Below are 6,237 nucleotides of genomic sequence, written 5' to 3'. Positions count from 1 at the left end.
TCGCCAATACAACAAGCAAGCTGCCCCGTTGAAATGGAAGTATTCCGATCCAACTCGACGCATCCGGTGCAATTCATCCGGTTCAGCGGACTAGTGCGCGACGCCCGGCTGGTATTCATGGACGAGCCGACCGCCTCGCTCAGTCACGCGGAAACCGGCGCGTTGCTGAAAATCGTGCGGCGTCTGTCGGCGGATGGCATCGCGGTGGTGTTCGTCAGCCACCGTCTCGCGGAAGTGCTCGACGTCTGCACGCGCGTGACGGTTTTTCGCGACGGGCAGTACGTCGGTACCTTCCCGACCAAAGGCATGACCCAGGCTCGTCTGACCGAGCACATGACGGGGCGCACGTTCGACTACGCCGTGCGCGATACGGACCTGAGCGCCGCGGCCGCGGTGCTCGAAGTTCAGGGCCTGTCGCGTGGCCGCGAATATCAGGACATTTCGTTCACCGTGAGGAGGGGAGAGATCCTCGGCATGACCGGGCGCCTGGGCGCCGGCCGGACCGAAACCGCGCTGTCGCTGTTCGGCATGACGCGTCCGGCTGCCGGATCGATCCGTCTGGAAGGGCAGGCCCTGTCGCTGCGCTCGAACCGGGACGCCATTCGCGCGGGCATCGCGTACGTGTCGGAAGACCGGCTGCAGCTCGGACTCGTCCAGCCGCAATCGATCGGCGACAACACGGTGGCGACCGTGCTGGACGACCTGTTGGACTCGACGCGCCTCATTTCGACCCGCAAGCGCAACGCGCTGATCGCGGACTGGATCCAGCAGCTCGCGGTCAAGATCGGCAAGCCCGAAGACGCGGTCTCGACGCTGTCGGGCGGCAATCAGCAGCGCATCGTGCTGGCCAAATGGCTCGCGACGAACCCGAAGCTGCTGATCCTCGATTCGCCCACCGTCGGTGTGGACGTCGGCGCGCGGGCCGGCATCTTCGCGATCATTCACAGGCTTGCGGCCGAAGGGATGGCGATCCTGCTGATCTCCGACGAGATTCCGGAGGTCTACTTCAACTCGGACCGCATCCTGCACATGCGCGACGGCCGGATCGTCGCGGAGTATGTGCCGGGAACGACAACGATGGAACACATCGAGCGAGACGTCCATGCCTGATTTTCGCAAACTCGGAATCGGTTCGATCGAGGCCCTGCTGATGCTCGTCATCGTCGTCATGGCTATTGGCCTCAGCTTGTCGACCCGCACCTTTCTCACGTTGCCGAACCTGTTCGACCTGCTCAACCAGAGCTCGGTGAACATCATTTTCGCGGTGGGATTGCTCGTAGTCCTGATTGCTGGCGGGATCGACATCTCGTTCGCCGTCGGCGCGTCCGTCGTTCAGTACCTGACCGCGTTGACCGTCGCGTATCTGGGCGGCGGGAACTGGGCGCTCGGCTTCATCGCTTCCGCGTTCTTCGGCTTCCTGCTCGGCGCCATCAACGCCACCATCATCTACCGCTTCAGGATCGTCTCCATCGTGGTGACGATCGCCACGTTTAACGTGTTCTTCGGCGGGTTGATGTTCCTCACGGGCGGCGTGTCCATCTATGACCTGCCGGACTGGTGGGTCGAGCGGATGTCGATCGTCCACTTCAGTACGGCTGGCGGCAACGCGAACATCGCGCTGCCGGTGGCGGTGATGGTCGTGATGGTCGCGGCCACGTGGTTTCTGCTTCGCCGCACCACGACCGGCCGTCAGTTGTACGCGATGGGCGACAACCCCGAAGCCGCGCGGCGCGTGGGGGTTAATCTCGGCGCGATGCACTACCTTGCATTCGGCTGGCTCGGCATGATGGCCGGTATCGCGGGGCTGATGCAGGCGCACTACGTTCAGGAAGTCGTGCCCAATGCGCTGTACGGACGCGAGCTCGACGTGCTCGCGGCGGTCGTGCTGGGCGGTGCCCGCCTGGGAGGCGGACGCGGGACCATCCTCGGCGCCATTCTCGGCATCATGCTGACGGCCATTACCGCTAATGGCCTGAACCTCCTCGGCATCTCGCCGTACGCGTTCAAGATGATCATCGGCGCGATCATCCTGATCGCCATCACGCTGTCGAGCGGCGGCTTCGCCAGGCTCGTCGGCACGCGATTCGCGTCGCAAGGCGCAAAGGCCGCATCATGAATACGTCGACGCATCGTTCGTCCTTGCCGTCCGTTCCCGCGGACGTCGCCGGATTGCTCGGATTCCTGCTGGTGGTGGTCGTCGCATTGAGCATCGCGTCCGACCGCTTTTTCTCGCAGGACACCTTCGTATCCATCGCGTTCCAGTTGCCCGAACTCGGCTTCTTCACGCTGGCGATGCTGATGCCGTTGATATCGGGTGGCTTCAACCTCGCGGTGACCTTCACGGCGAACATCTCCGGCCTCGCCATGGCGTACGTGATCGAGACGCACGGTGGAGCAGGGGCCGGCGCGGCCGCGATCCTGCTCGGCATCGTCGCTGCGCTCCTGACCGGCGCTGCCGCGGGCTGGGTGATGGGCGCGGTCATCGCCCGCACGGGCGCGAGCCCGATTCTCGTGTCGCTGTCGATGATGATCTTCCTGCGCGGCCTCGGCGAATTCCTGACACGTGGCGGCGACATCTCAGGCTTCCCGCCGTTCGTGCGGCAGATGGGCAACGGCTTCTTCGTCGGCATCCCCATTCCGCTGCTGATTTTCCTTGGCTGCGCGCTGCTCTGGCACGTCGTGATGACGCGCTCGCGGCTGGGCTTCGCAACGCGGATGATCGGCTCGAACCTCGAGGCCACGCGCTATTCCGGCATTGCCACGACACGCGCGGTCACACGCATCTACATGCTCTCGGGGCTGATGTGCGGCGTCGCGGGCGTCGTGATGGCCGCGCAGTTCAACTCGGTGCGGGTGGGGCACGGCGCGGCCTTCCTGCTGATCTCGGTGCTCGCGTGCTTTCTGGGGCGCGTCGATCCTTTCGGCGGCTTCGGCCGGGTGGTGCCTGTCGTGATCGCACTGGTCGTCCTGCAGGTCATCGCATCGGGACTGAATCTGCTCGGCGCCAACCAGCACCTGGCGACCGCGCTGTGGGGCGTATTCCTGCTCATCGTCATGCTGATCCGCTGGGCGTGGGCAAACGGTCTTTCGAAAACCCTGGTCCGCAGGCGCGTGACCGCTTCTCAAGGAGCTGCACAATGAACAAGCTGGGCGTACACGCACTGGTATGGGCTGGCGATCTCACGCCGGAATCGACCCGCAAGGTTTTCAGCTCGACGAAGGCCGCCGGATTCGATCTCGCGGAGTTGTCCCTGCACGGTCCGAAAGTGATGGACCTGGCGCTCACGCGCGATCTGCTGCAGGAGTATCAGCTCGAGGTGGGGTGTTCGCGCGGCCTGACCTTCGATGCGGATGTGTCCAGCGAAGATTCCGCCACGGTTGCGCGTGGCGTCGCGATGCTGGAAGAGGCCATCACCATCACCTCGGAAATCGGCGGCAAATACTTCGGCGGCATCCTGTACGGCGCGATGGCCAAGTATCACGCACCGGTTACGAAGAAGGGCCGTCAGAACGCGATCGACGCCATCCGGCGCGTCGCGGATTTCGCGCTCAGAAAGGACGTGAAGCTGGGCCTCGAAGTCGTCAACCGTTACGAGAGCAACCTGCTGAATACCGCTTCGCAGGCGCTCGCGCTGATTGACGAAGTGGGCGCGCCGAACGTCGGTGTTCACCTCGATACGTACCACATGAATATCGAGGAATCCGATTTCATGCAGCCGGTTCTGGAATGTGCAGGCCGCCTCGCCTACGTTCATATCGGCGAAAGCAATCGTGGCTACCTGGGTTCGGGCACGGTGGATTTCTCGCAGTTCTTCCACGCGCTCGCGATGGTGAACTACCAGGGCGTCGTGACATTCGAGAGCTTTTCGTCGACGGTCGTGAACGAGCAACTGTCCAACGCACTCGCCATCTGGCGCAACCTTTGGGACGACGGCATGGACCTCGCGAAGCACGCGCGCGAATTCATGGCAGGCAGCATCAACGCCGCGGCGAAAGCACGCGAGCACCATTAAAAAACCGGGCCACCGCCGGCACCACGACTTCGACGGAACACCTCGATTCATGACGACGATCTCCAGCCGCTATCTCGACCGCCTGAACGACATGACGGCCGACGGGCGGCGCCGTATCCTGGGACTGGCTGGCGCCCCGGGCGCCGGCAAGTCGACGCTCGCGCAGGCTATCCTCGAAGCCTTTCCGGGCAAGGCCGTGGTCGTGCCGATGGACGGCTTTCATCTGGCGAACGTCGAACTCGCGCGTCTGGGCCGTGCATCGCGCAAGGGGGCTGAAGACACGTTCGACAGCGCGGGATATGTCGCGCTTCTGAGGCGGCTTCGCGAAGCGCGCGCAGGCGAGACGGTCTACGCGCCGATGTTTCGACGTGAGATCGAGGAACCTGTCGCCAGCGCGATTCCCGTGCCGCCGGATGTTCCGCTCGTCGTCACCGAGGGCAACTATCTGCTGCTAAAAAGTGGTCACTGGGCGTCCGTGCGGCCGCTGCTGGATGAAGTCTGGTATGTCAATGTCGACCCGGAGCTGCGGCGCGCGCGGCTTGTCACGCGGCACGTGAGCTTCGGTCGCAGTGAACTGGCGGCGAAGGAGTGGGTGGACAGAACAGACGAAGTGAACGCCGCGCAGATTGATGGCACCCGCGCGCACGCGGATGTCCAGTTTCATTGGGCGGCGTGATCGCGTCAGTCGACGAACACGTATTGCCCGTTGACCTTCCCCACGGATATGAACGTGAAGTCCGGGAACAGCCGACGGCGTACGAACCAGACATAGGCGACAACGGCGACCGCGAATGCCATTCCCAGCGCCGCAAACAGCGGGTCCTTGTCGAGACCCTGCAACTGCCGCGGTAGATGGATCACCGAAAGCATGATGAACGCGTTATAGACCTGTGCCTTGTTCGTCGTGAGTCCCCACACGAAGACCCCCGCCACCGCCAGCGCAAAACCGGCGATCAGGAGCCCCGCGATCAACGGCAGCTTGATGATGGCAAGCAACGCAACCAGAGCGACGATCAGAAGCTGAAAGTAAGCCAGCGCAACGACGATCCAGCGATGCACCTTGTTCTTCGCGCATCGCTGTGGATCGACGTGCGACGCGATCAAACGCGCTACCACCTTGTCCGACACGCCATTTCCCGACAACGCGGCAAACACTGCCTGTTTTTTCTCGCCGGCGGCGAGCATCTCCGTTATGCGGGTTTGAATTTCTCGTTTGCTGGTCATTCCGGCCCCTCTCATGTGGTCTATCGGCCTCGATATCGGGCCTGTTCGATTGCAATAGAGGCGCCTCCAGTTCTTCGTTTTCGATGACCTCCAGCTATTGCTAACCGGTTATCGACCATCGATGCAGTAACTTTAGGAAGGGACAGGTGCGGGTCTAACCAGATTTCAAACGTAGCCGCTCTTTGAGTGATACCCCCGCCGCCTGAGACATCCGTCAAGTTCCAATACCCGACGCCGATAACCGATCCGTGTGAGTCGGTTTCAACACTCAGCAGCGTCACGTCTATCGATGAAGAACAACTCAAGGGCCGAATGGTTGCACCTGATCCCGTTTCTCGTACCGCTTGCTTTCGGTGGATTGGCGATCAAGGGACTGGTCGACGCGCTGATATTCAACACGGCCCATCGGTGTATCAGCGCGCAGCTGGATGGTCGGATGCACTCGGGGTGCAGTTGTCTTGACGTCTCGACCTATCGCTATCCGGCGTTCGTGCAATACACGATCAACATGGATTGGAGCATTCTCGCCATCAGCATCGTCATGTTCTACGGGATCTACCTTGTATGGCGCGCCAATCGCAGGCAGCACCAGCTGGACCAAAGGTAATCGAGCGTGATTCAGCGAGGCTGGTCACGGCAATACTCGCTCAAGAAGCGTCATGCAGAACCGTCACACAGCACGGTCTCCGAGTGCTTGCGCTCGACCGTGAGATTGACCGATCGAGATCCTTCCGGGCGTGTGCGATGCCGCGTTCCAGCGGGGACCGTCAGCATCTGCCCTGCATGCAAAGCAATCTCCCCCTCGGCAACTTCAACCACAAGCACGCCTTCGAGTGTGAAGAAGGTCTCGTCCGTATCGGGATGAAAGTGCCATGGATACGGCGCGTCCATGATGCTGATATGGACGTCGTGATCGTTCACGCTGGTAAGAACTTCATTTCTGTATCCGCTCTGCACACCGTTCGCAAATGCACCGGCATCGATTGGCGAGATCATGATC

Annotated in this window: 8 protein-coding genes; 6 read left to right on the top strand and 2 right to left on the bottom strand. The window is 62.0% G+C overall.

Going from position 1 to position 6,237, the window contains the following annotated elements; translation table 11 throughout:
* The first annotated feature begins 117 nt into the window (after positions 1-117).
* From DVS29_RS35100 to DVS29_RS35080, 5 genes are read left to right on the top strand one after another with little or no spacing between them, the layout of a single operon-like run.
* On the top strand, positions 118-1,110 hold the full coding sequence (locus DVS29_RS35100; protein WP_240655966.1) for a sugar ABC transporter ATP-binding protein: 993 nt from the start codon (positions 118-120) through the stop codon (positions 1,108-1,110).
* Complete coding sequence (locus DVS29_RS35095) at positions 1,103-2,116, top strand: ABC transporter permease (RefSeq protein WP_118185667.1); 1,014 nt, start codon at positions 1,103-1,105, stop codon at positions 2,114-2,116. The genes DVS29_RS35100 and DVS29_RS35095 overlap by 8 nt, the downstream gene beginning before the upstream one ends.
* Positions 2,113-3,141, top strand: a complete 1,029-nt coding sequence (locus DVS29_RS35090) for an ABC transporter permease (RefSeq protein ID WP_118185665.1) — start codon at positions 2,113-2,115, stop codon at positions 3,139-3,141. The genes DVS29_RS35095 and DVS29_RS35090 overlap by 4 nt, the downstream gene beginning before the upstream one ends.
* Positions 3,138-4,013 (top strand): sugar phosphate isomerase/epimerase family protein, encoded by an 876-nt coding sequence (locus DVS29_RS35085; protein WP_118185663.1) that lies wholly within the window; start codon positions 3,138-3,140, stop codon positions 4,011-4,013. Before DVS29_RS35090 ends, DVS29_RS35085 begins: the two co-directional genes overlap by 4 nt.
* Positions 4,014-4,062: 49 nt before the next feature.
* Positions 4,063-4,689: a nucleoside/nucleotide kinase family protein gene (locus DVS29_RS35080; protein ID WP_118185661.1), complete on the top strand. Its 627-nt coding sequence runs from the start codon at positions 4,063-4,065 to the stop codon at positions 4,687-4,689.
* A gap of 5 nt (positions 4,690-4,694) precedes the next feature.
* Here DVS29_RS35080 and DVS29_RS35075 read toward each other — a convergent pair whose 3' ends face one another.
* A complete protein-coding gene (locus DVS29_RS35075) occupies positions 4,695-5,237 on the bottom strand; it encodes a hypothetical protein (RefSeq protein WP_124800757.1) in 543 nt (180 codons plus the stop codon).
* A 289-nt stretch (positions 5,238-5,526) separates the two neighbouring features.
* On the opposite strand from DVS29_RS35075, the gene DVS29_RS35070 reads away from it, so the two are divergent.
* On the top strand, positions 5,527-5,844 hold the full coding sequence (locus DVS29_RS35070) for a hypothetical protein (protein ID WP_124800756.1): 318 nt from the start codon (positions 5,527-5,529) through the stop codon (positions 5,842-5,844).
* A gap of 50 nt (positions 5,845-5,894) precedes the next feature.
* Here DVS29_RS35070 and DVS29_RS35065 read toward each other — a convergent pair whose 3' ends face one another.
* Entirely contained in the window at positions 5,895-6,233 is a 339-nt protein-coding gene (locus DVS29_RS35065) for a cupin domain-containing protein (protein WP_118185670.1), read from the bottom strand.
* Positions 6,234-6,237 lie beyond the last annotated feature (4 nt).

The organism is Paraburkholderia phosphatilytica (assembly GCF_003443895.1).
Lineage (GTDB): Bacteria > Pseudomonadota > Gammaproteobacteria > Burkholderiales > Burkholderiaceae > Paraburkholderia > Paraburkholderia phosphatilytica.
Note: the sequence above shows the minus strand (reverse complement) of the source record. Positions and strands in the feature narration are given on the sequence as shown.